General features: G+C 70.8%; 17 protein-coding genes. 11 read left to right on the top strand and 6 right to left on the bottom strand.

The genetic code is table 11. The features are described from left to right. Window positions 1–2: 2 nt before the first annotated feature. Complete coding sequence (locus ACWCP0_RS00360) at window positions 3–515, bottom strand: MarR family winged helix-turn-helix transcriptional regulator (RefSeq protein ID WP_451076650.1); 513 nt, start codon at window positions 513–515, stop codon at window positions 3–5. Window positions 516–662: 147 nt separating this feature from the next. Between ACWCP0_RS00360 and ilvA the strand changes: the two genes are divergently transcribed. The 3 genes from ilvA to ACWCP0_RS00345 all read left to right on the top strand — a co-directional run bounded on the left by ilvA (window position 663) and on the right by ACWCP0_RS00345 (window position 3,999). Next, on the top strand, window positions 663–1,892 hold the full coding sequence (ilvA, locus tag ACWCP0_RS00355) for a threonine ammonia-lyase (protein WP_451076649.1): 1,230 nt from the start codon (window positions 663–665) through the stop codon (window positions 1,890–1,892). Between the two features lie 227 nt (window positions 1,893–2,119). Beyond that, window positions 2,120–3,142, top strand: a complete 1,023-nt coding sequence (locus tag ACWCP0_RS00350) for an ATP-binding cassette domain-containing protein (protein WP_451076648.1) — start codon at window positions 2,120–2,122, stop codon at window positions 3,140–3,142. Beyond that, complete coding sequence (locus tag ACWCP0_RS00345; protein ID WP_451076647.1) at window positions 3,139–3,999, top strand: ABC transporter permease; 861 nt, start codon at window positions 3,139–3,141, stop codon at window positions 3,997–3,999. The genes ACWCP0_RS00350 and ACWCP0_RS00345 overlap by 4 nt, the downstream gene beginning before the upstream one ends. Window positions 4,000–4,099: 100 nt before the next feature. On the opposite strand, the gene greA is transcribed toward ACWCP0_RS00345, so the two are convergent. Both greA and ACWCP0_RS00335 read right to left on the bottom strand, forming a co-directional pair. Further along, window positions 4,100–4,597 (bottom strand): transcription elongation factor GreA, encoded by a 498-nt coding sequence (greA, locus tag ACWCP0_RS00340; protein WP_451076646.1) that lies wholly within the window; start codon window positions 4,595–4,597, stop codon window positions 4,100–4,102. A 171-nt stretch (window positions 4,598–4,768) separates the two neighbouring features. Then, complete coding sequence (locus ACWCP0_RS00335) at window positions 4,769–5,185, bottom strand: DUF4307 domain-containing protein (protein WP_451076645.1); 417 nt, start codon at window positions 5,183–5,185, stop codon at window positions 4,769–4,771. Between the two features lie 163 nt (window positions 5,186–5,348). Between ACWCP0_RS00335 and mca the strand changes: the two genes are divergently transcribed. Continuing rightward, window positions 5,349–6,230 carry a mycothiol conjugate amidase Mca gene (mca, locus tag ACWCP0_RS00330; protein WP_451076644.1) on the top strand — a complete coding sequence of 294 codons (882 nt, stop codon included), beginning with the start codon at window positions 5,349–5,351 and terminating at the stop codon, window positions 6,228–6,230. Beyond that, complete coding sequence (locus ACWCP0_RS00325; protein ID WP_451076643.1) at window positions 6,223–6,474, top strand: hypothetical protein; 252 nt, start codon at window positions 6,223–6,225, stop codon at window positions 6,472–6,474. The genes mca and ACWCP0_RS00325 overlap by 8 nt, the downstream gene beginning before the upstream one ends. A 128-nt stretch (window positions 6,475–6,602) precedes the next feature. Here the strand turns inward: ACWCP0_RS00325 and ACWCP0_RS00320 are convergent, their stop codons facing one another. Next, a complete protein-coding gene (locus ACWCP0_RS00320) occupies window positions 6,603–9,845 on the bottom strand; it encodes a tetratricopeptide repeat protein (RefSeq protein ID WP_451076642.1) in 3,243 nt (1,080 codons plus the stop codon). A 439-nt stretch (window positions 9,846–10,284) separates the two neighbouring features. Between ACWCP0_RS00320 and ACWCP0_RS00315 the strand changes: the two genes are divergently transcribed. The 5 genes from ACWCP0_RS00315 to ACWCP0_RS00295 all read left to right on the top strand — a co-directional run bounded on the left by ACWCP0_RS00315 (window position 10,285) and on the right by ACWCP0_RS00295 (window position 19,389). Next, window positions 10,285–12,360 (top strand): thioredoxin domain-containing protein, encoded by a 2,076-nt coding sequence (locus ACWCP0_RS00315; protein ID WP_451076641.1) that lies wholly within the window; start codon window positions 10,285–10,287, stop codon window positions 12,358–12,360. 201 nt (window positions 12,361–12,561) lie between these two features. Then, entirely contained in the window at window positions 12,562–13,857 is a 1,296-nt protein-coding gene (locus ACWCP0_RS00310; protein ID WP_451076640.1) for a glycosyltransferase, read from the top strand. Beyond that, window positions 13,854–15,485 (top strand): ArnT family glycosyltransferase, encoded by a 1,632-nt coding sequence (locus ACWCP0_RS00305; RefSeq protein WP_451076639.1) that lies wholly within the window; start codon window positions 13,854–13,856, stop codon window positions 15,483–15,485. The genes ACWCP0_RS00310 and ACWCP0_RS00305 overlap by 4 nt, the downstream gene beginning before the upstream one ends. Before the next feature lie 26 nt (window positions 15,486–15,511). Continuing rightward, window positions 15,512–16,969 carry a glycosyltransferase gene (locus ACWCP0_RS00300; protein WP_451076638.1) on the top strand — a complete coding sequence of 486 codons (1,458 nt, stop codon included), beginning with the start codon at window positions 15,512–15,514 and terminating at the stop codon, window positions 16,967–16,969. Continuing rightward, entirely contained in the window at window positions 16,969–19,389 is a 2,421-nt protein-coding gene (locus ACWCP0_RS00295; protein WP_451076637.1) for a galactose oxidase-like domain-containing protein, read from the top strand. The genes ACWCP0_RS00300 and ACWCP0_RS00295 overlap by 1 nt, the downstream gene beginning before the upstream one ends. A gap of 79 nt (window positions 19,390–19,468) precedes the next feature. Here the strand turns inward: ACWCP0_RS00295 and ACWCP0_RS00290 are convergent, their stop codons facing one another. Further along, a complete protein-coding gene (locus ACWCP0_RS00290) occupies window positions 19,469–20,167 on the bottom strand; it encodes a TetR/AcrR family transcriptional regulator (RefSeq protein WP_451076636.1) in 699 nt (232 codons plus the stop codon). A 507-nt stretch (window positions 20,168–20,674) separates the two neighbouring features. Continuing rightward, window positions 20,675–21,355: a PAQR family membrane homeostasis protein TrhA gene (gene trhA, locus ACWCP0_RS00285; protein WP_451076635.1), complete on the bottom strand. Its 681-nt coding sequence runs from the start codon at window positions 21,353–21,355 to the stop codon at window positions 20,675–20,677. Between the two features lie 195 nt (window positions 21,356–21,550). On the opposite strand from trhA, the gene ACWCP0_RS00280 reads away from it, so the two are divergent. Next, window positions 21,551–23,404, top strand: coding sequence for a phosphoenolpyruvate carboxykinase (GTP) (locus ACWCP0_RS00280; RefSeq protein ID WP_451076634.1), 1,854 nt, complete (start codon window positions 21,551–21,553; stop codon window positions 23,402–23,404). Window positions 23,405–23,577: the final 173 nt, after the last annotated feature.

Here is a 23,577-nt window from a genome sequence, read left to right as displayed (position 1 = left end):
GCTCAGGACGCGGTCGGTGTCTCCGTCTCGGCGGCCGGCAGCCCGGCCTGACGTGCCGACAGTGCGGTGTTGAAGCGGGTGAGCAGGGTGCAGAACGACTCCCGTTCCTCCTCGGTCCAGCCGTCCGTCACCTGCCTCATCAGCTCGCGCCGCGAGGAGCGGACCTCCTCCAGGCGGGCCTGCCCGCGCGGTGACAGCTGGAGCACGACCGCGCGCCCGTCCTCGGGGTGCGAGGTGCGCTTGACCAGACCGGTGTCGACGAGCGGCGCGACCTGGCGGGTGACGGTCGACGAGTCGATGCCCATCCCGGCGGCGAGCGCCTTGACGCCCATCGGGCCTTCCTGGTCCAGCCGGTTGAGCAGCAGATACGCCGCGCGGTCCATCGAGTTGCGGACCTGACCCACCCCGCCCAGCCGGGTCTGCTCGGCCCGGCGGGCGAAGACGGCCACCTGGTGCTGGAGGGCATCGAGGAGACCGGGGTCTAGATCAGTCGTCATGTCCTGAGATGTGGGCATGGCTGCGGGGGCTCTCTCGTGCGGTGGTCGGTTGGTGGGGGACAGAGTACGCGGACGACAGCGGGTGCGTACCGGCCCTGCGGAAACCCGTGGACAACCGTCCGACCGAGGCCGCCGTCAGGCCGCTGAGCTGCGAGACTTGCTGTCATGAGCTTCCGTACGGCCGGCCCCTTTCACCCCCTCATCCTCGACGACGTACGAGGGGCCCGGAAGATGCTCTCCGGCGTGGCCCGGCTGACGCCGATGGAGGGCAGCCGTTATCTGTCGCAGCTGGTGGGCGCCCCTGTCCACCTCAAGTGCGAGAACCTCCAGCGGACGGGTTCGTTCAAGCTGCGCGGCGCGTACGTACGGATCTCCGGGCTGCGGCCCGAGGAGCGCGCGGCGGGCGTCGTCGCGGCCTCGGCCGGCAACCATGCGCAGGGCGTCGCCCTCGCCTCCTCGCTGCTCGGGGTGCGCTCCACCGTCTTCATGCCGGTCGGCGCCCCGCTGCCGAAGGTCGCCGCGACCCGTGACTACGGTGCCGAGGTGCGTCTGCACGGCCATGTCGTCGACGAGACCCTGGCCGCCGCGCAGGAGTACGCGCACGACACGGGAGCGGTGTTCATCCACCCCTTCGACCACCCGGACATCATCGCCGGTCAGGGGACGGTCGGCCTGGAGATCCTGGAGCAGTGCCCCGAGGTGCGGACGATCGTCGTCGGCATCGGCGGCGGCGGGCTCGTCGCGGGCATCGCGGTCGCGGTGAAGGCGCTGCGCCCCGATGTGAAGGTCATCGGCGTGCAGGCGGAGGGCGCGGCGGCGTATCCGCCCTCGCTGGCGGCGGGCCGCCCGGTCTCGATCGAGGCGCCGTCGACGATGGCGGACGGCATCCAGGTGGGGCGCCCGGGCGACGTTCCGTACGGGATCGTCGAGGAACTGGTCGACGAGGTGCGTACGGTCTCCGAGGACGCGCTCTCCTCGGCCCTGCTGCTCTGCCTGGAGCGGGCGAAGCTGGTGGTCGAGCCGGCCGGGGCGAGCACGGTGGCGGCGCTGCTGAGCGACCCGCGCGCGTTCCGGGGGCCGGTGGTCGCGGTCCTGTCGGGCGGCAATGTCGACCCGCTGCTGCTGCAGCGCATCCTGCGGCACGGCATGGCGGCGGCCGGCCGCTATCTGTCGCTGCGGCTGCGTCTCGCCGACCGCCCCGGGGCGCTGGCGACGCTGCTGGGCGTCCTCTCCGAGACGGACGCGAACGTTCTGGACGTGGGCCACGTCCGTACCGATGCGCGCCTCGGGCTCACGGAGGTCGAGGTCGAGCTCCATCTGGAGACGAAGGGGCCCGAGCACTGCACGGAGGTCGAGCAGGCGCTGCGCGGGGCGGGGTATCGCGTCATCCGCTGAGGGGCGTCCCCACCTGCGGAGCGTCCCCTGCGCCGAGGTCATGAGAGGCGGCACGGTCCGAGGCTTGTGTATCGCGATGTATCGCGTTACTGTGTGTCGCGGGCCATAAAACTGCCTGCGCGGAATGTCGGCCAAATCTAAGCTTGCGCGCGAAAAGCGACAAGCAAGCACCGCGTAAGAGCAAGCGAACCCGGAGTAACCCCCTAGCTTCCCCTGGGAGAACCCACATGCCAGGCGCCATCTACGCCGAAGGTCTGGTGAAGACCTTCGGCGACGTAAGGGCTCTGGACGGCGTTGATCTCGATGTCCCCGAGGGCACGGTCCTCGGACTGCTCGGCCCGAACGGCGCCGGCAAGACCACCGCCGTGCGCGTCCTGACGACCCTCCTCCAGCCCGACAGCGGCTCGGCGGTCGTCGCGGGCATCGATGTCCTCAAGAACCCCAACGAAGTCCGCCGGTCGATAGGCCTTTCCGGCCAGTTCGCCGCCGTCGACGAGTACCTCACCGGCCGCGAGAACCTCCAGATGGTCGGCCGGCTCTACCAGATGAGCGCGAAGGCGGCGAAGACCAGGGCGGGCGAGCTGCTGGAACGGTTCAATCTCGCCGACGCCGCCGACCGCCCCGCCAAGACCTACTCCGGCGGCATGCGCCGCCGCCTCGACCTCGCCGCGGCCCTGGTCGTCTCGCCGCCCGTGATGTTCATGGACGAGCCGACGACCGGCCTGGACCCGCGCAACCGCCAGGCGCTGTGGGAGGTCATCAAGGAGCTCGTCGGCGGCGGCACGACCCTGCTCCTCACCACCCAGTACCTCGAAGAGGCCGACCACCTCGCCGACGACATCTGCGTCATCGACCACGGCAAGGTCATCGCCCGCGGTACGTCGGACGAGCTCAAGGCCCGCACCGGCGGCGAGCGCGTCGAGGTCGTCGTCCACCGCCCCGACGAGATCGCCCCGGCCCGTGAGGTGCTAGCAGGCTTCGGCAAGGGCGAGGTCGCCGTCGAGGACCACACCCGCAAGCTGACCGTCCCGGTCACCGGCGGCGCCAAGCTGCTCGCCGAGGTCATCCGGGATCTCGACACCCGCGGCGTCGAGATCGACGACATCGGTCTGCGCCGCCCCACCCTCGACGACGTCTTCATCTCGCTGACCGGCCATCACGCCGAGGACGCGGCGGAGGGCAACGGCGAGGTCACCGACACCGACCGCAGGAGCAAGGGCAAGCAGGCCCGGAAGGAGCCCGTGAAGTGACGACCGTCCAGGAAGCGGCGGACCGGCCCCTCGCGGCCCCGGTCCCGCGCGGCGGCATCGCGCAGTCCGTCAGCGACTCGCTCGTCGTCGCCAAGCGCAACCTCATCCGCATGACGCGGATCCCGGAGATGATCATCTTCGGGATGATCCAGCCGATCATGTTCGTGGTGCTGTTCACCTACGTCTTCGGCGGATCGATCCAGGTCGGCTCGTCCATCTCGACCCAGGACTACCGCGAGTTCCTGATGGCGGGCATCTTCGCCCAGACCGTCACCTTCGCCACGGCGGGTGCCGGCGCGGGCATCGCCGACGACATGCACAAGGGCCTCATCGACCGCTTCCGGTCGCTGCCCATGGCGCGCGGCGCGGTCCTCACCGGCCGTACGCTCGCCGACCTGGTGCAGACGGCGCTCACGCTCGTCGTGCTCGCGGTCGTCGCGCTGATCGTCGGCTGGCGGGTCCACGAGAACATCGGCAAGGTGCTGCTCGGCTTCCTGCTGCTGCTCCTGCTCGGCTACGCGTTCTCCTGGATCGGCGCGCTGATCGGTCTTTCGGTCCGCACCCCCGAGGCCGCCACCTCCGGCGGACTGATCTGGCTGTTCCCGCTGACGTTCATCTCGAACGCCTTCGTGGACGCCAACAACATGCCCGGGTTCCTGCAGACCATCGCCGAGTGGAATCCGTTCAGCGCCACGGTGCAGGCCTGCCGTGAGCTGTTCGGCAATCTGCCGCCCGGCTTCGAGGCCGCCGACGCCTGGCCCATGCAGCACCCGATCCTGGCCTCGGTGCTCTGGTCGGTGCTGATCCTGGCGGTCTTCCGCACGCTGGCGGTCCGCAAGTACCGCTCGGCGAGCTGAACCGTACCGGGATCACCGCCCCGCGGCCCGCACGACCGAAGGCCCCCGGCACCACCTGGTGCCGGGGGCCTTGTGCATACGGCCTGCTGGGAGCAGCTGCTCAGCCCTGGTACGGCTTAGCCTCAAGGATCCTGACCATGGCGATCCTGCCGTTCGGCAGCTCGTACTCCGCGTCGTCGCCGACCTTCTTGCCGTTGACGCCGGAGCCCAGCGGGGACTGCGGCGAGTACGTCGAGATGTCGCTCGACGCGTACTCGCGGGAGGCGAGCAGGAAGGTCTCCGTGTCGCTCTCGTCGCCGTCGAAGGCGACGGTGACGACCATGCCGGGGGCCACCACGCCGTCGGCCGCCGGGGCCTCGCCGACCTTGGCGTTCTCCAGGAGCTGGGTCAGCTGGCGCACACGGAGCTCCTGCTTGCCCTGCTCCTCCTTGGCCGCGTGGTACCCGCCGTTCTCCCGCAGGTCCCCCTCCTCACGCGCTGCCGCGATCTTGGCAGAGATCTCCGTGCGCGCGGGACCAGACAGGTACTCCAGCTCGGCCTTCAGCTGGTTGTACGCCTCCTGGGTGAGCCAGGTGACGTTGTCGCTGGTCTGGGTCACAGGTGCTCCTCGTAGGTACTGGGAATACAAAGCATCGCCCTACCCAGAAGCATGTGCCTCCAGGAGTGGGCGAAACCACGAGCCTAACAATGAGTGGAGAAAAGAGGGAGGACCAAAAGCGCTCAAGAATGCGTCAATGCAGGTCAGACCCGAAGAGACGCAGGCTGAGGCTCAGCCTTTCGGGCCGCTGTCCGCGGTACAGCCCGCCAGCTCGGCGCTGGTCGCACGTGTCGTCGTACGCACCGTGACGACCTGGTCGATACGGCTCCCGGCGGTGTCGAACCGGACGTCCCTGCGTCCGACCTCGCTGCCGTCCTGGGCGCGGGAGCGCAGGGTGCAGTAGCCCGTGGCGTCCTTGTTCTTGCGGACCTCGAGATGGACCTGGACCCGGTCGTCCGCGGTCACGTCCCACTTGATCAGCTCGGCGCTGATCCGCTGGCCGTCGACGTAGTCGTAACCGAACCAGCCGACCATCGCGAGCAGGCCGGCCCCCAGCACGGCGCCCACGATCTTGAGACCACGGTCCGCACGCTCGTCCGCCGAGCGGCCGTAGCGGCTCCCGGGAACTCCTTCGCGTAGGGCGCCCATGATCGTCCTCCCAGACTCGGGGATGCCGGAATTTTCGGCCCCCCGGATCCGTCACTATAGAAGCCGCCCTGCCGCACCCGACCGCCGCCCCACACCGATGCCCCGACGGGACGGCCCACGATCCGGCGCGACCAATCACTGACGAATCAATGAGGATCGAGTCTTGACTGAGCAGCTGCGACTGATGGCCGTTCACGCGCACCCCGACGACGAGTCGAGCAAGGGTGCGGCCACGATGGCCAAGTATGTGTCCGAGGGGGTGGACGTGCTGGTCGTGACCTGCACGGGCGGTGAGCGCGGCTCCATCCTCAACCCGAAGCTCCAGGGCGACGCCTACATCGAGGAGAACATCCACGAGGTGCGCCGCAAGGAGATGGACGAGGCCCGCGAGATCCTGGGCGTCGAGCAGGAGTGGCTCGGCTTCGTCGACTCCGGCCTCCCGGAGGGCGACCCGCTGCCCCCGCTGCCGGACGGCTGCTTCGCCCTCGAGGACGTCGACAAGGCCGCCGGCGAGCTGGTGCGGAAGATCCGCTCCTTCCGCCCGCACGTCATCACGACGTACGACGAGAACGGTGGCTACCCGCACCCGGACCACATCATGACCCACAAGATCACGATGGTGGCCTTCGACGGCGCGGCGGACCCCGAGCAGTACCCGGAGTCGGAGTACGGGCCGGTCTGGCAGCCCCGGAAGCTGTACTACAACCAGGGCTTCAACCGTCCGCGTACCGTCGCCCTGCACGAGGCGCTGCTCGCGCGCGGCCTCGAGTCGCCGTACGGCGAGTGGCTGGAGCGCTGGAAGGAGTTCGAGCGCGCCGAGCGCACCCTCACCACGTACGTGCCGTGCGCCGACTTCTTCGAGATCCGCGACAAGGCCCTGATCGCCCACGCCACGCAGATCGACCCCGACGGCGGCTGGTTCCGCGTGCCGATGGAGCTCCAGAAGGAGGTCTGGCCGACCGAGGAGTACGAGCTCGCCAAGTCCCTCGTCGATACCTCCCTCCCCGAGAGCGACCTCTTCGCGGGCATCCGCGACAATGCCTGACATGAGTGCAAGCGCAAACCTCGCCATGACGCACCTCGTCCCGCTCGCCGCCAAGGAGCTCGACGAGAACAAGGTGACCCCGGGTGTCCTTGGCTTCGTCGTCTTCGCGGCGCTCGCCGTGGGCGTGTGGATGCTGATGAAGTCCATGAACCGGCACATGGGCCGCGTGAACTTCGAGGAGGCCCCGGAGGGCGCCGCCAAGGGCGCTGTCGGCGGCAGGGCCGCCTCCTCGGCCAAGGAGTGAGGCGCCGAGGGTGACCCCCCGCGCGGCCGGCGGCCCGCAGGGGGCATCCTCCGGCCCACCGGCAGCACAGGGTCACCCGAGGGGCACGAGCCGGGCCATCGGCGAGGCCGCTCGGGCCACCCGCGGCCTCACCCCCGCGCCGACTCCACCGGCACACCCATCACTTCCCGCGCGTGCCGGTTCGGGATCATCCCCAGCGACCACGCCTGCCAGCCGTCCTCCAGCCGCACGCCCCGCTCCAGCACCAGGGCGAAGGCCTCCATGCAGTCCTCCAGCTTGCCGTCGCGCGTCGGGTGGCGGTCCTCCCGGAGCCGGGCGAGCTCCTCCTGGGCGACCACCGTGCCGACCTCGATGCCCCCCGCGGAGGCGTAGGGGAGCAGGGTGCAGCGGAGGAAGCCGGCCCAGTCGGCGCCGCGGCGGTCGCGGTACGAGGCGAAGAGCGCGGCCGCCTCGTCGCACAGGGCGAGGGCCTGGGACGGGCGGTTGTTGCCCGCGTCGATGACGCCGAGCTCCAGACACGTCCAGGCCTCGCCGTGCGCCACGCCGATGCGGTGGAAATCGGCCCGGGCGTCGACGAGGAGCTGGCGGGCGAAGCCGGAGTTGCGCAGGTTGCCGGTCTGCGCGGCGCGCTGGTCGCGGGTGGCACGGCCCGAGTGGTGGCGTGCGCAGGCCAGTCCGTAGACGTCCCGCATCCGGGAGAACATGGTGCGGGCCCGCTCCAGCTCCCGTATCGCCTGATCGCGGTCGCCCCGCTCCTCCAGGGCCTGACCCAGGTAGTAGAGCGTCCACGCCTCGCCGCGGGCGTCCTCGCTCTCGCGGTGCCGGGACAGCGCGTGACGGAGCTGGTCCACGGCCGGGGACGGGTCGCCGTCGACCAGCCGGGCGCGGGCCAGCTGCGTCAGCGCCCACGCCTCGCCGCGGTCGTCGCGCGTGCGACCGTACAGATCGAGGGCGTCACGAAGCTCCGACTCCGCGCGCGGCACATCGCCCATGCGCAGAAACACCTGGCCGAACTGGAAGTGCGTCCAGGCCTCGCCGTGCAGCGACTCGCTCTCACGGTGCAGCCGAACCGCGTCCGTGAGGAGGGTCAGGGCCTCGGCGATGTTGGCCCGGTCCCGCTCCACCGCGGCCAGCGCGTGCAGGGTCCACGCGCGGTCGGCGGCCAGCGCGTCCGACGACTGGAGCCCGATCGCCTCCCGCAGCTTCGCCGCGGCCTCGGTGAGGTTGCCCTGGTGATGCAGGGTGATGCCCAGCGAACACAGGGCACGGGCGGCGCCCGCGTCGTGCTGTGCCTCGCGGTACAGGTCCACCACCGACGACAGCGTCGTGCGGGCCTTGTCCAGCTCGCCCAGCTGGCGGGCCGCGATACCCGTACGCCACTGGACCGAGCGGACCAGCAGACCCTGGTCGACGGCCTGCGTCAGCTCGTTGATCTCGCCCAGCCGGTAGAGGTCACCGCGCAGCAGGCAGTAGTCGCACAGCGCGCCCAGCAGATTCAGCACCGCCTGCTGATCGACACCCTCGGCGTGCCGCAGCGCCGCCGTGATGAAGCTCGACTCGTCGTCCAGCCAGCGCAGCGCCGCGTCCAGCGAGGCGAAGCCGTGGCCCCCGGCTGTGCTTTTCACGAACGTGTCCGCGCGCGTCGACGTCTTCCCGTCGACCAGCCGGATCACCGAGTCCGCGAGCTCCGCGTACCCGATGATCAGCCGCTCCTGCGCGGCCGTGCGGTCACCAGGCTGCTCCTCGTCCAGCAGCCGCGCCTGCGCGAAGGCGCGCACCACATCGTGCAGGCGGTAGCGCTCGCCCCGTACGTGGTCGAGCAGCCCGGCGCGGGCAAGCGCGGACAACAGCCGCTGTCCCTCCGTCTCGTCGGTGCCCAGCAGCGCGGCCGCCGCCGCAGCGCCCAGCGACGCCCGTCCGGCGAGGGCGAGCCTGCGCAGCAGCCGGCGCGCCTGCTCGGACTGGTCGGTGTAGCGCAGCCACAGCGTCCGCTCGACCGGCCCCAGCGGACCGTCCGCCGACAGGTCTGCCAGGTCCGCGGCCAGCTCCTGCGCGGTACGCGCCCCCAGCGACGAGCCCGCGATCCGCAGCGCCAGCGGCAGCCCGCCGCACAACTCCCTCACGGTGTCGGTGGACTGCGAGTCGTACGGCCCCTCGAGCGGCTCCTCAGCCGCCGCGTTCAGGAGCTCCTCTGCGCCCGCCGCGTCCAGCGCCTCCACCGGCAGCCGGTGCACCCAGGCGGGGATGTCCTCGGGCAGCTCCAGCGGCCCGCGCGCGGTGACCAGCACCAGCGAGTCGGAACGCTCCGGGAGCAGCGTCCGGACCTGACCGGCGTCGCTCGCGTCGTCCAGGACCACCGTGACCGGCAGCCCCGTCAGATGCTGGTGGTACAGCTCGCTCAGCCGCCGCACCTGCTGCTCCGCCGACGACCGCTCCCGGAACAGCAGTTGCTCACGCGGCGCGCCCAGCCGGTTCAGCAGATGCAGCAGCGCATCCCGCGTCGACAGCGGCTGCTCGCCCGCCGAACCGCCGCGCAGATCGACGACGCACGCGCCCCGGAACTGGTCCTTGAGCTCGTGCGCGGCCCGCACCGCCAGCGTCGTCCGCCCCGAACCCGGCTCGCCGTGCAGGACGACCACCGTCGGCTTCGTCTCCGTCGACGCCCGGGCCGCGTGCACCCACTGTGCGATCCGCGTCACGGCTTCACGCCGGCCCGCGAACGGCCCGTCCGGCGCGGGCAGATGCCCGAACGACTGCTCCAGCACACTCCGCCTGCGCGCGGCCTGACTCCGGTCCGCGCCCCGCAGCACCGGCCCCGTCGCGGCCTTCTTCGCCGGCCGCGTAGTGGAAGCCGCCAGCATCCGCTGCTGGTCCAGGAACGGACGGATGCCCCGCACCTCCAGGGCCGTCAGCCACTGGAGCCTCAGCTGCTCGGGCCCGCCGGGCTGCCCCAGCGCCCCGGCCCTGCGGTGCGCGGCGGGCCAGTGCGACGCGGTCACCTTGAGCACGGTCGCCGCGGCCCCGGCCACGGCGACGACCGCCCCGGCCCCGAGCGCCGTCCCCGTCGCCGTACCCAGCGCGACGTCCGCCCCGATCGCCGCGACCGACGCAACGGCCGTCACCAGCGCGGCAGTCGACACGTTCTGCCGGCTGAACCTCTCCGCCAGCGACAGCTGCCCGGCCTCGGCCTCCTCGACCGCCCGCAGATACGTCGTGTACTCCTCGCCCGCCGTGCCCGCCATCGCCTCCAGTGCCGACCGGCCGCGCGCGAGCAACGCCCCGGAGTCGGTACGTCCGCCGGAGCGGCGCACCTCCTCCTCGACGGCACGTACCAACAGCCGCTCGGCTTCCGCCCGATGGCTGTCCCGCATGTGGTCCCCCTCCGAGAGCTCCGGTTCCGGCGTCAAGTGTCCTGCGTGTCGCGCGTCGGCGCGAGGGAGTCGGGTGATCACATGGCGATCGAGCGGCGATCAAGTGGCCGGACATACGGGGTGGTTGGGCGAATTCCGGTGGCGGTGGCAGGCGACCCGCTGCGTGGATGCCCGAAGTGACCTCTGTGGATCTTGGTAATCGCCGCGACCTGCCGGCCCGGCTCGAGCGGTACTACGACGCGGCTCCCCGCTCCGGCGCGCGGGTCGAAGACCTGGGCCGCTGACCCTGTTCGTCCGCGAGGGCCCGGGTCGGCCCTCCTATGCACGTCCCGCACCGGGGTGGTCCGGAGCGGTGAGTGCAGCGGATGTGACCCGGGTGCGCGTACCACCCGCGTGGGTGATCCGTCGGCCGTGGTCCACGGTGGGGCAGGATGGGCATATGGCGAACCGTCTGGCCCATGAGACCTCCCCCTACCTCCTTCAGCACGCCGACAACCCGGTCGACTGGTGGCCCTGGTCCCCCGCAGCCTTCGAGGAGGCGCGCAAGCGCGGCGTGCCCGTGGTGCTCAGCATCGGATACTCGAGCTGTCACTGGTGCCATGTCATGGCTCATGAAAGTTTCGAGGATGAACAAACCGCCTCGTACATGAACGAGTACTTCGTCAACATCAAGGTCGACCGCGAGGAGCGCCCCGACGTCGACGCCGTCTACATGGAGGCCCTGCAGGCCGCCACCGGCCAGGGCGGCTGGCCCATGACCGTGTTCCTGACCCCGGACGCGGAGCCGTTCTACTTCGGTACGTACTTCCCGCCGGCCCCCCGCCACGGCATGCCCTCCTTCCGTCAGGTGCTGGAGGGCGTCTTCGCGGCCTGGAGCGGGCGGCGCGAGGAGGTCGCGGAGGTGGCCGGGAAGATCGTCAGGGATCTGGCGGGGCGGTCGCTCGCGTACGGGGGGCAGGGACAGCCCGGCGAGGAGGAGCTCGCGCAGGCGCTGCTGGCGCTGACCAGGGAGTACGACGCGAGGCACGGCGGGTTCGGCGGGGCGCCGAAATTCCCGCCGTCGATGGTTGTGGAGTTCCTGCTGCGGCACCATGCGCGGACCGGCGCCGAAGGGGCGCTGCAGATGGCCGCCGACACGTGCGAGGCGATGGCCAGGGGCGGGATCTACGACCAGCTCGGGGGCGGGTTCGCGCGGTACTCGGTGGACCGCGAGTGGGTCGTGCCGCACTTCGAGAAGATGCTGTACGACAACGCGCTGCTGTGCCGGGTGTACGCGCATCTGTGGCGGGTGACCGGCAGCGATCTTGCCCGCAGGGTCGCCCTGGAGACCGCCGACTTCATGGTGCGGGAGCTGCGCACGCCGGAGGGCGGCTTCGCGTCCGCGCTGGACGCGGACAGCGCCGTCGACGACGGATGGGGGCACCCCCGGGCCGAAGGCTCTGAGGGAGGCACGGGGAGGCATGTGGAGGGCGCGTACTACGTGTGGACGCCCGCGCAGCTGACCGAGGTCCTCGGCGCGGAGGACGCGGAGTTCGCCGCCCGCTGGTTCGGGGTGACCGAGGAGGGGACCTTCGAGGAGGGTGCCTCCGTGCTCCAACTCCCTCAGGACGCGGGCGTGGAGGACGCCGACCGGGTGGAGTCCGTACGGGCACGGCTGCTCGCCGCCCGCGAGGAGCGGGCCCGGCCGGGGCGGGACGACAAGATCGTCGCCGCGTGGAACGGCCTCGCGATCGCCGCGCTCGCGGAGACCGGCGCGTACTTCGACCGGCCCGATCTGGTCGAGCGGGCGACGGAGGCCGCCGACCTGCTCGTACGGCTGCACATGGACGCGGGCGCGCGCCTGACCCGTACCTCCAAGGACGGGCACGCCGGGGTCAACGCCGGGGTGCTGGAGGACTACGGGGACGTCGCGGAGGGCTTCCTCGCGCTCGCGGGTGTGACGGGCGAGGGCGTGTGGCTGGAGTTCGCGGGATTCCTGCTGGACATCGTGCTGGACCAGTTCGTCTCGGACGGCGGCGCTCTCTTCGATACTGCGCATGACGCAGAGCAGCTCATCCGGCGGCCACAGGACCCCACCGACAATGCCGCACCCTCCGGCTGGACGGCCGCGGCCGGCGCCCTGCTCTCGTACGCCGCGCACACCGGCTCCGAGGCCCATCGCACCGCCGCCGAGCGGGCGTTGGGTGTCGTGAAGGCCCTCGGCCCCCGGGCGCCCCGGTTCATCGGCTGGGGGCTCGCGGTCGCGGAGGCGGCACTCGACGGGCCGCGCGAGATCGCGGTCGTCGGGCCGCAGGCCGATCCGGGTACCCGGGAGCTGCACAGGGCCGCGCTGCTCGGCGCCGCGCCCGGGTCCGTGATCGCCGTGGGGGAGCCGGAGAGCGCGGAGTTCCCGCTGCTCGTGGACCGTCCGCTGGTCCAGGGCCGGCCCGCGGCGTACGTCTGCCGGCACTTCGTCTGCGCGGCGCCGGTCACCGAAGTGGAGTCTCTGAGGCGGGAGTTGACGCCTGGTACGTAAGGGGTTCCGCGGGAATCCGGTGGCCTGACCGAAACGCGCCATTCATCAAAACGGGCACACAGCCGTCACAGTTTCTGCCTATTCTCTCCACTGCTGACACAGCGGCTGCGCGTGGGGGACATGCGCAGGGGGGTCAGGGGGGAAGTGCGCGGCGGGCGAGGGGGTCTGCCGCGCTGTTCCCCCCTGCTTGAGGGGGACACATTGCTCACGTCCGTGTTCATCGCTGCCGTTTCCATGGCGCTGTTCTGGATGGCGGCGTTCACGCTCTGGTGGCAGATGCATGCGTGGCGTACGCCGGAGACGCTGGCGTCGACACGCTTCGAGAGTCCGGCGGGCGTGCAGGGATTGTCGTTCTCCCTGCTGCTGCCCGCCCGGCACGAGCAGCTGGTGCTGGAGCACACCATCAGCCGGCTGCTGGAGTCCAGCCACCGCGACTTCGAGATCATCGTCATCGTCGGGCACGACGACCCGGAGACGACCGAGGTCGCCGCGAAGGCCGCGGCCCGGGACCCGGAGCGGGTGCGGGTCGTCGTCGACACCCACGACACCAAGAACAAGCCGAAGGCGCTCAACACGGCCCTGCCGCACTGCCGCGGCGACGTCGTCGGGGTCTTCGACGCCGAGGACCAGGTCCATCCCGAGCTGCTCGCCCATGTCGACCACGCCTTCACCGCCACCGGCGCCGACGTCGTCCAGGGCGGCGTCCAGCTCATCAACTTCCACTCGTCCTGGTACGCGCTGCGCAACTGTCTCGAGTACTTCTTCTGGTTCCGCTCCCGGCTCCACCTGCACGCCGCGAAGGGCTTCATCCCGCTCGGCGGCAACACCGTGTTCGTCCGCACCGAGGTGCTGCGCGAGGCCGGTGGCTGGGACCAGAACTGCCTCGCCGAGGACTGCGATCTGGGCGTGCGGCTGTCCAGCAAGGGCAAGAAGGTCGTCGTCGCGTACGACGCGGACATGGTCACCCGCGAGGAGACCCCCGGCACGCTGATGTCGCTGCTCAAGCAGCGCACCCGCTGGAACCAGGGCTTCCTGCAGGTCTACCGGAAGAAGGACTGGAAGCAACTGCCGACGCTCGGGCAGCGGATGCTCGCCCGCTACACGCTGATGACCCCGTTCATGCAGGCCTTCACGGGCCTGATCATCCCGGTCAACGCGGCCGTCGCGTTCCTCCTCGACGTGCCTGTCGGGATCGCCTTCCTCACCTTCCTGCCGCTCATCACCGCCCTGGTGACCTTCGTCTTCGAGATCGTCGGGCTCCACGACTTCGGTACGCAGTACGGGCTCAGGGTCCGCTTCTCGCACTACCTCAAGCTCATCGTCGGCGGTCCCTTCTACCAGGTGCTCCTCGCGGGCGCGGCCGTGCGGGCCGTGTGGCGGGAGCAGCGGGGCCGTAACGAGTGGGAGCTGACCAGTCATGTCGGCGCGCATCTCTCCGGCGGCTCCGACTCCGGCTCCCGCGGCTCCCGCGACTCCCGAGAGGAAGTCCCCGCGTGACCTCCACCCTGACGGCGGCGCCACCGGTGGCGGCCGCCCGCTCCGCCGATCCCGCACGACACCTGGCCGTCCGGCCCGTCGTCCGATTCCGCTCCTCCCGGCCCGATCTGCTGCTCTGCGGGGCGCTGTTGGTGGCGATCCTGCTGGTGCAGGGCTGGAACATCCAGAACTTCCCGACCCTCAGCGACGACGAGGGCACGTATCTCGCCCAGGCCTGGGCGGTCCAGCAGGGCGAAGGCCTCGCCCACTACACGTACTGGTACGACCATCCGCCGCTCGGCTGGATCCAGCTGGCAGTGCTCACGTGGATACCCTCGCTCCTCGCGCCCGAGGCGATGACGGTCGCCTCGATGCGCGGCGCGATGCTGCTGGTCAGCGCGGTCAGTGCGGTCCTGCTGTACGTGCTGGCGCGGCGGCTGTGGCTGCCGCGCTGGGCGGCGGGGCTCGCGATGGTCCTCTTCGGCCTCTCACCGCTGTCCGTCATCCTCCAGCGGGAGATCTTCCTCGACAACCTCGCCGTGATGTGGATGCTGCTGGCGTTCTGCCTCGCCGCCTCGCCGAGCCGGCATCTGTGGCACCACTTCGCCGCGGGGCTCGCGGCGGCGGTCGGGGTGCTGACGAAGGAGACCATGCTGGTCGTGCTGCCCGCGCTGATGGTGACGATGTGGCGCTTCAGCCACCGCGACACCCGAAAGTTCGCGGTCACCGGCGCGGTCACGGCGTGTGCGCTGATCGGCTTCTCGTATCCGCTGTTCGCCCTGCTCAAGGGCGAGTTGCTGCCGGGCGCCGGCCATGTGTCGCTGTGGGAGGGCATCACGTACCAGATGAGCCGCCCGGGCTCCGGATTCATCCTCACCGAGGGCACCGGCTCGTACGGCGTGCTCCAGTCCTGGCTCTACTACGACCGCGTCCTGCCGCTCGGCGGCCTCGCGGGCGCGGCGCTGCTCCTGGTCACCCTGCGCTGGTCGGTGACCGCGCGGGCGCTCGCAGGCCCCGCGCTGGCCGTCGCGATCCTGGCGGCGGTCGCGATGCGGCCGTCCGGCTATCTGCCCGCGATGTACGTCATCCAGGCGCTGCCGTTCCTGGCGCTGGTGCTGGCGGGCGGCGCGGCGAGCGTCGCGCACGCGGTGCTGCGCCGATGGCGGCGGCCGGACGAGCGCCGCCCGCTGACCCTCGCGCGGCGGACGGCCGCGGTGCTGCTCGCGGCGAGCGCCGCCGTGTACGTCGTACCGCGCTGGTACGACGGCGACCGCACCGCCATGACGGCCGACGCCAACGCCCCGTACCGCGCCGCGGCCCACTGGCTCGCCACGGAGGTCGCGGTCCCGGCCCGCACCCGGGTCCTCGTCGACGACGCGCTCTGGCTCGACCTCGTGCACGCGGGGTACGAGCCGGGGCTCGGCGCGATCTGGTTCTACAAGGCCGACCTCGACCCTGCGGTCACGAAGACGATGCCCGGCGGCTGGCGCGACCTCGACTATGTCGTCGCCTCCCCGACGGTACGGCGCGATGCGCGCGACCTGCCCAACGTGAAGGCCGCGCTGGAGCATTCGACGGCCGTCGCCACCTTCGGCGAGGGCGAGGACCGGATCGAGATCCGCGAAATCGGGGGAGCTGACGGGAATTGACGACCCACCACACAGGAGTCGAAGGCGTGGACGATCCCTCCGGCCTCCCGTCGCCCGACCGGCGCCTCGATGCGCCCGTTCCACCCACGGACCGGCCCGGTGGGCCGGGTGCCGGATCTCAGCCCGCCGCGCACGGCATGGCGGCCGACCCGACGGCGGGGCGCCGCCACGGCGCGGGCGCGGCGCAGACGGTCGGTGACCGGCTCGCCCCGGAGCACGTGGCTCGGGTGGGCGACGCCGGGGCGGCTCATGTGCTCGTGGCCACGGACGCGCCGCCCGGACCGGCCGCGGGCACCGATGCGGCGGGCACCGACGCAGGACGGCGGGCCGCCGAGGTGCGGGAGCCGGCCGACGTCGCGGAGCCCGGTGCCGTCACCATCGTCATCCCCACCTTCAACGAGTCGGGGAACGTCCGCGAGTTGCTGCGCAGGCTCGCCGATTCGGTGCCCGTGCGGCTGCCCTGCGAGGTCGTCTTCGTCGACGACTCGACCGACGACACCCCGGCCGTGATCGCCGAGGCCGCGCGCGAGTGCCCGTTCCCGGTGTCCGTCATCCATCGCGACGTGCCCGAGGGCGGGCTCGGCGGGGCGGTCGTCGAGGGGCTGAGGGCCGCAGGGTCCGACTGGATCGTGGTGATGGACGCCGATCTGCAGCATCCGCCTGCCCTCGTGCCCGACCTCGTCGCCACGGGCGAGAAGGAGTCGGCCGACCTCGTCGTCGCCAGCCGCTATCTGCCCGGCGGCAGCCGCGCCGGGCTCGCGGGCGGCTACCGGGTCGCCGTCTCACGCGGCGCGACCTGGCTGGCCAAGGGGCTCTTCCCGCGCGCGCTGCGCGGTATCAGCGACCCGATGAGCGGCTTCTTCGCGATCCGCCGTGCGGCGGTGACCGCGGACGCGCTGAAGCCGCTGGGCTACAAGATCCTGCTGGAGCTGGCGGTACGCTGCCGGCCGGCCGCGGTCGCCGAGGTGCCGTTCGTCTTCCAGGACCGCTTCGCGGGCGAGTCCAAGTCGACGGCGAAGGAAGGCGCGCGCTTCCTGCGGCACCTGGTCGAGCTGCGTACCGCGTCGCCGCTCGCCCGGATGATCGCCTTCGGCCTGATCGGGCTCACCGGCTTCGTCCCCAACCTTCTCGCGCTGCACGTGCTGGTCGGCGGCGGGCTGCACTACCTGCCTTCCGAGATCCTCGCCAACCAGCTGGGTGTGCTGTGGAACTTCCTCCTCATCGAGGTGCTGCTCTTCCGCGACCGGCGCCATCACCGGCACTGGGCGGACCGGGTGGGCCGGTTCGCGCTGCTCGCCAACGCCGATCTGCTGCTGCGCCTCCCGCTGATCGCCCTGTTCGTCGGGCAGCTCCAGCTGGCGGTGGTGCCCGCCACCGCCCTCGCGCTGCTCACCACGTTCGTCCTGCGCTTCGCCGGGACCGAGGCGCTGGTCTATCTGCCCCGCGAGGGGCGTAGGAGTCGCACAGCAAGGAGCACCAGTTGATGCCATCCACGCGCAGACGCACCGCTCTGCTCGCCGTCGCCGTCATGACCGGAGGGCTGCTGCTCTCCGCCCAGCAGTCCGCGACCGCGGGCCCCAACCTCGTCAAGAACCCCGGCTTCGAGACCACCGGCACCGGCGACATGCCGTCCTGCTGGTCCAAGTCCGGCTGGGGGGACAACGACTTCACGTTCACCACGACCACCGACGCCCACAGCGGCTCCGCCGCGATGAAGGTCGAGCTGACCCGCCGCGTCGACGGCGACCGCAAGGCCCTCGTCACCGAGTCCGCCGCGTGCGCGCCCTCCGTCGTTCCGGAGCGGCAGTACGACCTGTCCCTCTGGTACAAGTCGACGACCCCGGACACCTCGCTCACCCTCTTCCGGCACGACGCGACCGCCGGCTGGCAGTACTGGACCGACCTGCGCACCCTCCCGATGGAGGCGGACTACACCCGCACCGAGGTCCGTACGCCCGTCGTCCCGCCGGGCACCGACCGGATCGCCTGGGGCGTCTCCGTCTTCGGCACCGGCAGCGTCACCACCGACGACTACGTGATGGAGGAGGTCGCCCCGCCCGCGCCCGACCCCGTGTGCACCGGCACGCCGGAGGAGTGCGTCAAGGGCAGGTGGGACGTCATGCCCACGCAGAACCCGGTGCGCTCCATGCACTCGGTGGTGCTGCACAACGGCAAGGTGCTGCTGATCGCGGGCTCCGGCAACGACCCGTCGATGTTCGAGGCAGGCACGTTCACCTCCGCCGTGTACGACCCGGTGGCCGGCACGTACAAGAACATCCCCACCCCGGCGGACATGTTCTGCGCCGGGCATGTGCAGCTCTCGGACGGGCGCGTGCTCGTGATGAGCGGCAACAAGGGGTATCCGTCGGCCGACGGCAGGATCGGCTACCAGGGCCTGAAGGACTCGTACATCTTCGACCCGGTGACGGAGACGTACACACGCACCAACGACATGCACGACGGCCACTGGTACCCGTCGGCGACGATCCTCGGCAACGGCGACGTCATATCCTTCGGCGGTCTGAAGGAGGACTCCACGGGCAATGTGACGGCGGAGAAGTTCTCGGCCGCGCAGAGCAAGTGGCTGCCGATGAACGAGGTCAACCAGACCTGGTCGTACTGGGGCCTGTACCCGTCGATGATCCTCATGCAGGACGGCCGGCTCTTCTACTCCGGCAGCCATGTCTTCGGCAACGGCACCGCGGGAACGGGCGCCTCGATCTACGACTACGACGCCAACACGATCACCGACGTCCCGGGCCTCAGGAACAAGGACCAGCGCGACGAGAGCGCGAGCGTGCTGCTGCCCCCGGCGCAGGACCAGCGGGTGCTGACGATCGGCGGCGGCAACAACGAGACCAACCCGACGGCCAACCGCCTCACCGACATCATCGACCTCAAGCAGCCGAACCCGCAGTACACGGCGGGCCCGCCGCTGCCGCAGGGCCTCGTCGACCAGGGCCAGGGCAAGCGTCCGCAGACCGGTGACGAGGGCAAGATGTTCGTCTCCGCCGTGCTGCTGCCGGACGGCAAGGTCCTGGAGACCGGCGGCGGACTGCACGACCGGGCCGACCCGGTGTACGAGGCGTCCTTCTTCGACCCGACGACCGACACGTACGAGGAGGGCCTGGCGGCGGACCCGATCCCGCGGACGTACCACTCCTCGGCCTTCCTGCTGCCCGACGGCCGGGTGATGGCCGTCGGCGACAATCCGGGCAACGGCACGTACAACCACAACGTGTCGATCTACACCCCGCCCTATCTGCTCAAGGGTCCGCGCCCGCGGATCACTTCGGTGATCGACCGGGAGTGGCAGTACGGCGACGCGCAGCGGATCACCGTCGACCGGCCGATCGCCAAGGCGGAGCTGATCCGTCCGGCGGCCGTCACCCACTCGTCGGACCCGAACCAGCGGTTCGTGGACCTGCCGATGAGCGTGGTGGACGACCGCACGATCGACCTGAACGTCACCGGCAACCCGAATCTCGCGCCGCCCGGCTGGTACATGCTGTTCGGCGTGGACGCCAACGGCATTCCGACGGTCGCGGAATGGGTGCACCTGGGGGCCGCGCCCGCGGCGCTGAGGTCGGCCGGCGAGGCGCCCTCTGCGCACGTCCACGACTTCGCGGGCGACCTCGCCAAGTCCCCGAAGAAGAACGGAAAGAAGCGGTCTTCCGCCCCGGTCAGCCCTCGGATCGCGGGCTGCGACCGGCACTACGGCTCGGCGAACGTGTGCGTCCCGCTCACCTTCCCCGAGCCGGTGAAGGCGACGACGAAGTCCCGCTGCGACTGGCTGGCCGCCCACGGGTACGGCCGGCTGAAGGTCAACGGCAAGGACGATCCGCTGCGGCTCGACCCGGACCGGGACGGCCGGACCTGCGGCAAGGGGGACGTGAGGAGGTAGCTCAGAGGGTCAGGGGGTGGCTTGCGGATCTTGCCAGGCTCGCGTGCCCTGGTGCCGCACCTCGCTGCGTTGTCGTCGGTCACCGACGCTCCGCGTCGATTTCCTCCTCCGCCTTGCGATGCACGGCACCAGACCCCGCTCGCTGATCCGGCCTGATCCGCAAGCCACCCCCTAGCCCGCCCCGGAGCGTGTCCAGGGTGCGGTTGACGAGCGCGACCAGATCGTCCTTCTGGTCGCGCTCGGCCCAGTAGAGCATCGCCTCGCGCAGCGCGCCCATCACCGACGCGGTGAACACCCGGACCTCCAGATCGTCGGGGTCGCGCCCGACGCGGTCGGCGATCGGGCGGGCCAGCAGCTGCGAGGTCGCGGCCATGGTCTCGGTCATCCGGGCACGGAGGGCGGGGACTTCGACCATGAGCCTCGTCCGCTGGCGCATCTCCTCGGGTTCGTTCTCGAGGATCTCCGCGACGGCGCCCGTGAGGATGATCCGCAGCGATTCCAGCGGCGGCTCGTCGGCGGGCCGGGCCCGCAGCACCTGTTCCATGATCGGGTCGTACTCGTCGGTGAGGACGATGTCTTCCTTCGTGGGGAAGTAGCGGAAGACGGTGGAGGGGGAGACCTCGGCCGCCGCGGCGATCTGCTCGATGGTGGTCGCCTCGTAGCCTTGCTCGGCGATCAGCCGGTAGGTGGCCTTGCGGATCGCGATGCGGGTCTTGAGCTTCTTGCGCTCGCGCAGGCCCAGGCGGGGCTCTGCGTCGGAGCGGAGTTCGGCGGCCATGCGGCTCATTCTCGTCCATCACTCCGGCCCTGAAGGAGCCCGTCCGGCGTCTGAGGACGGACACGCGGGCCGACCGGACGGTGCCGGTCACGTTTCGGAGGTCTGGGGGCTTGCCGACAGCTCGGGAAGTGGGGTCCCCCCACGCCGTAGGGCGTAGGGGGAGGGGCGGGGAGACGGCCCGCCGTAGGCGCCCCCGCCCCGCCGCAGGCGCACCCCGCACGCCGCCCCCGCCCCGCCGGTCACGGCACGCGCGTGCCGGCCGGATCCGCCTCCGGGGCCACCGGTGCGCGGCCCGGCAACAGCCTGGTGACCAGCGCCGCGGCCAGAGGGTTCTGTGCCGCAGCCATGCGGCCACCTTCGTAAGAGTAAGTGTCAAGTAGAATTAACTGTCAAAAGATTGCGAGCGTCAATAGGTTGGTGAGTGCGGGGCCGCGGAACGCCGAACGGCCCGCGGCGAGGGCCGCGGGCCGTTCGTGAGCGTCCGGGGAGGCGTGTCCCCGTGCGAGGTCAGGTGTGCTGGTAGGCCACCAGCGAGATGCCGACGTAGTGCACGACGAACGCCGCCAGCGTCAAGGTGTGGAAGACCTCATGGAAGCCGAACCAGCGCGGTGACGGGTTCGGGCGCTTGATCCCGTAGACCACTCCGCCCGCGCTGTAGAGCAGCCCGCCGACGATCACGAGCACGAGGACCGCGATGCCGCCCGTGCGCATGAAGTCGGGCAGGAAGAAGACGGCGGCCCAGCCCATCGCGATGTAGCACGGCGTGTAGAGCCAGCGCGGGGCGCCGACCCAGAACACCCGGAAAGCGATCCCCGCCGCCGCGGCCGCCCAGACCGCCCACAGCAGCACCCGCCCGGTGGAGTCGGGGAGCAGCAGCAGGGTCAGCGGGGTGTAGGTGCCCGCGATGATCAGGAAGATGTTCGCGTGGTCGAGCCGGCGCAGCACGGCCGTCGCGCGCGGCCCCCAGTCACCCCGGTGGTAGAGCGCGCTCACGCCGAAGAGCAGGCATGCGGTCAGTATGTAGATCCCGCACGCGATCCGGCCGCGCGTCGAGTCCGCGAGTGCCGTCAGGACGATTCCCGCGACAAGCACGGCGGGAAACATCCCTGCGTGCAGCCACCCCCGCAGCCTCGGCTTCACCGGCAGTCGATCTTCAGTCTCGGCCTCATCGGGCGAAGCAGCTGTCATGGCGGCATGCTACCTACGGGCCCGTAAGTTCTGAGCCTGAGTGGCGATGCTCACGTGAGAGGTCCTCTGGACATATGGGCGCACTGCACGGATGATCAGATGAGTGCGGTCGGCACCGGATGAGCGGCTACGAAGCGTCCGGGTCGCGGCCCCCACGGGGCAAACAACCTTCAAACCCCTCATTTAGGAGCGATCGTGGCGCGCGACATCGCGGCTCCCAGCACCGTCCCCACCAATCACCAGGAACTCGTCTCCTGGGTCGACGAGATCGCAGCTCTCACGCAGCCGGACAGGGTGGTCTGGTGCGACGGTTCCGAGGCCGAGTACGAGCGCCTGTGCGAGGAGCTCGTCTCCAAGGGCACGTTCAAGAAGCTGGACCCGATCAAGCGCCCGAACTCGTACTACGCCGCATCCGACCCGACCGATGTCGCCCGGGTCGAGGACCGGACCTTCATCTGCTCCGAGAAGGAGGAGGACGCGGGCCCGACGAACCACTGGAAGGCCCCGGCCGAGATGAAGGCCATCTTCGCCGGCGAGAGTGGGGGCACCTCCCAGGCCGAAGGCTCTGGGGGAATCTTCCGCGGCTCGATGCGCGGCCGGACGATGTACGTCGTCCCGTTCTGCATGGGCCCGCTGGGCTCGGAGCTCTCCGCGATAGGCGTCGAGATCACCGACTCCGCCTATGTCGCGGTCTCCATGCGGACGATGACCCGCATGGGACAGCCCGTCCTCGACGAGCTCGGCTCCGACGGCTTCTTCGTGAAGGCCGTCCACACCCTGGGCGCGCCGCTGGAGCCCGGCCAGGAGGACGTGCCGTGGCCGTGCAACAGCACGAAGTACATCTCGCACTTCCCGGAGACCCGTGAGATCTGGTCGTACGGCTCCGGCTACGGCGGCAACGCGCTCCTCGGCAAGAAGTGCTACGCCCTGCGCATCGCCTCCGTCATGGCCCGCGACGAGGGCTGGCTCGCCGAGCACATGCTCATCCTCAAGCTGACCCCGCCGCAGGGCGAGGCCAAGTACGTCGCCGCCGCGTTCCCGTCCGCCTGCGGCAAGACCAACCTCGCCATGCTGGAGCCCACGATCTCCGGCTGGACCGTGGAGACCATCGGGGACGACATCGCCTGGATGCGCTTCGGCGAGGACGGCCGGCTGTACGCGATCAACCCCGAGGCGGGCTTCTTCGGCGTCGCGCCCGGCACCGGTGAGCACACCAACGCCAACGCCATGAAGACCCTGTGGGGCAACGCGGTCTTCACCAACGTCGCGCTCACCGACGACAACGACATCTGGTGGGAGGGCATGACGGAGGAGACTCCCGCCCACCTGACCGACTGGAAGGGCAACGACTGGACCCCGGAGTCCGGCACCCCGGCGGCCCACCCGAACGCCCGCTTCACCGTCCCGGCCGCGCAGTGCCCGATCGCCGCGCCGGAGTGGGAGGACCCGAAGGGTGTGCCGATCTCGGCGATCCTCTTCGGCGGCCGCCGCGCTTCCGCCGTACCCCTGGTGACCGAGTCCTTCGACTGGCAGCACGGCGTCTTCCTCGGCGCGAACGTCGCCTCCGAGAAGACCGCCGCCGCCGAGGGCAAGGTCGGCGAGCTGCGCCGCGACCCGTTCGCGATGCTGCCGTTCTGCGGCTACAACATGGGCGACTACATGGCCCACTGGATCAAGGTCGGCAAGAACGCGGACGCGTCCAAGCTGCCGAAGATCTACTACGTGAACTGGTTCCGCAAGAACGACGCGGGCAAGTTCGTCTGGCCGGGCTTCGGCGAGAACGGCCGTGTCCTGAAGTGGATCGTCGAGCGCCTGGAGGGCAAGGCCGAGGGCGTCGAGACCCCCATCGGCATCCTGCCGACGCGCGATGCGCTCGACACGGACGGCCTCGAACTGGCCGAGACGGACCTGGACTTCCTGCTCAAGGTCGACGCGGACGTCTGGCGCGAGGAGGCCGCGCTGATCCCCGAGCACCTCAACACCTTCGGTGACCACACCCCGAAGGAGCTCTGGGACGAGTACCGCGCACTGGTGGCCCGCCTCGGCTGACGCGCAGCGCTCAGAGGTCCGGGCCCGCACCGTACAACGGCGTACGGGGCGGGCCCGGACCGCGTACGGCACCGGGCGGTAGAGCTGGACCAGAGCAGACGCATGTGTGCCGTGCCCAGCTGGGAACCGGGCACGGCACACATCAGGTCGTCAAGGTTTCCGGCCGGGGCAAC

It is taken from the genome of Streptomyces sp. NPDC001970 (assembly GCF_053594115.1).
This window is presented reverse-complemented; position numbering and strand designations above follow the sequence as displayed.